This is a genomic window from Lysobacter sp. N42 (assembly GCF_004344885.1).
This window is the reverse complement of the sequence record NZ_SKFB01000100.1, coordinates 1-2039: the sequence shown is the minus strand read 5'-3', so window position 1 is coordinate 2039 and position 2039 is coordinate 1. Positions and strand designations below refer to the sequence as shown.

Annotated in this window: 2 protein-coding genes; both read left to right on the top strand. The window is 62.7% G+C overall.

Annotated elements, in window-relative coordinates; all coding sequences use genetic code 11:
* The first annotated feature begins 525 nt into the window (after window positions 1-525).
* On the top strand, window positions 526-1023 hold the full coding sequence (locus tag EYQ95_RS26060; protein ID WP_207916709.1) for a hypothetical protein: 498 nt from the start codon (window positions 526-528) through the stop codon (window positions 1021-1023).
* A 502-nt stretch (window positions 1024-1525) separates the two neighbouring features.
* Window positions 1526-1951, top strand: a complete 426-nt coding sequence (locus EYQ95_RS26055; protein ID WP_132332113.1) for a hypothetical protein — start codon at window positions 1526-1528, stop codon at window positions 1949-1951.
* Window positions 1952-2039 lie beyond the last annotated feature (88 nt).

Here is a 2039-nt window from a genome sequence, read left to right as displayed (position 1 = left end):
CGGCAAAGCTGCCGCAGCTCTGGCATGATCGGCTCCGGATAGCCCGCCGCAGCGGCGCGGCTTAGCTCTGGTGTTAGCTGCCATGGAAGGTCCAATGCGACTCGTCACTATCTCCGCGCTATTGCTGGCATCAGTCCCAGCGTCCGCAACAAGCACGATGTGCACGTTCACGCCCCCTCCGACCTCTCCGGTTCCGACCCTTGAGCTCCTCGGATACGGAAAAGTCGGCCCCATCCAGGTAAACGGGCGAGGCGGGCCGCGCAACCTGCCGCCCACGTCATGGAAAGTGGTCGATTTCCACAGGCAGTCTGCGAGGGTCCACATTGTCTTTACCAACCCGGGTGACCCCTCGTTGCCTCCCTCATTCACGCTCCGCGGCCAGGATCGGCAAACCCGGCTGGTTGTCCGAGGTCAAACGTACACCGGAGAGCTCCGATGCGACCTCTAATGGCGTCGCTGGCAGCTAACAATTCGTCCAAGCCGACGCCGCTTCGCGGCGCGGCTTAACTCAGGTGTTAGCCCGCTATGAACGTCCCACGCGATCAACGAGCACACACCCGCCTAATGTTGTCCTACCGCGACGCGGAGCAAGCCGAAGAGTTCTTCCTGGCCGCTTGGCGAGCGTACGAAAGCATTGACGAAGTTATAGCTCGCGGCCTCATGATTGCCGGTATCGTCGCCTACGGCCGGCCATTTTCAGGCAACGAAGATCATCCAACCGCGACCCCAACACCACCTTTCTCACGGCGCGCTCTCACGGGACAAGAGCTGGCTGCGCATGATCGCCTGTTGGAGCTGCGCAATAAGGCGGTCGCGCACTCCGATATGGAGTACAACCAAGTTGAGAGCGCGGCATTTGCCGATAACGGCTTTGTTTTCTCCGCCGCTCAATATGATCCGCTGCGGGAAGCAAACCGCCTTCCAGAGTTTGCACTGGTGGCAAGACTCGCTAAAGATCAATTTGCTCATGGCGCATTTCGGGAGTCACGCAATGTCGCTGCGCGGTTCCGGCCAGCGGGCTAACAATTCGTCCAAGCCGACGCCGCTTCGCGGCGCGGCTTAACTCAGGTGTTAGCGCCCGCAGTGGGGACTCGGTGCTCGGGGTCTGTCCGTCCCAGTCGTAATTGTCCGCTCATGTGCGGCTGGCACCGCACGCAAGTCGCCATGCACCGTCGCGTCGGGCCCGGCTGGTGAGCCGGCTCCACGCAGCGTGCCGCGCCGTGCAAACCGCATGGTCACACCGTTGCAGTGCGGCACCCTGCCCGGCTGGGTCCAGGCGGTTGCGGCGATCGTCTCTTCAGGCCACCCCGGCCTTGCCGCCCTGCTGGCGCAGCGCGGCCCGGCTGGCCGTGCCGCGTCGCTCTCGTCTCGGCCCGGCTCGCGGGCTGCTGCCGTTCCGGGCCTGCCGTGGCATGCTCGCGTCCGTAGGTCTTCGGAGGCGTCTGCCCCAACCGGGCCGGGCGCTAACAATTCGTCCAAGCCGACGCCGCTTCGCGTCGCGGCTTAACTCCGGTGTTAGCTGCCATTGGAAGACCTCCGCGCCCGCTTAGTGGAAGCCTCGCTCGCCTGGGAACGTGCCTTTGGGAACGCGCCCTCAATCACCTCGGCCGTGTCAGAGCTGGATGCTGCTCTGCTGATCGGTTGCTCGTTGGCCGATTACTCGTCCTGCATGCAAGGCAGCACTGCTGTGCAGAGGGGCTTTGATTTCCGATTCCAAGGTGTCCGGTATCAAGTAAAGGCATGCCGCCCCAGCGGGAAGAAAGGCAGCGTGGTAACGCGTGTGCCTAAGCCGAGCAACTACGAATGGGACGAACTCATTTGGATCCTCTACAACCCTGCCTACGAGATTCAGGAGGCTTGGCAGTGGAGCGTCGGCCGGTTCCGTGATCAACTGGACGTCGTTACCCGTATTTCGCCCGCTCACATGCGTGCAGGCCGGAGGCTGCGGTAGATGGCAGCTAAGGAAGGTCTGAACAACTCCGCCCGATTGCGCGACAATGCCTCACCGTGATCGGGGTGAGTGCGATGCAGCTGTCGTT

Excerpts from the sequence above, each read along its gene's own strand:
- EYQ95_RS26060 (WP_207916709.1), top strand. The coding sequence starts at position 526 with ATGAACGTCCCACGCGATCAACGAGCACACACCCGCCTAATGTTGTCC.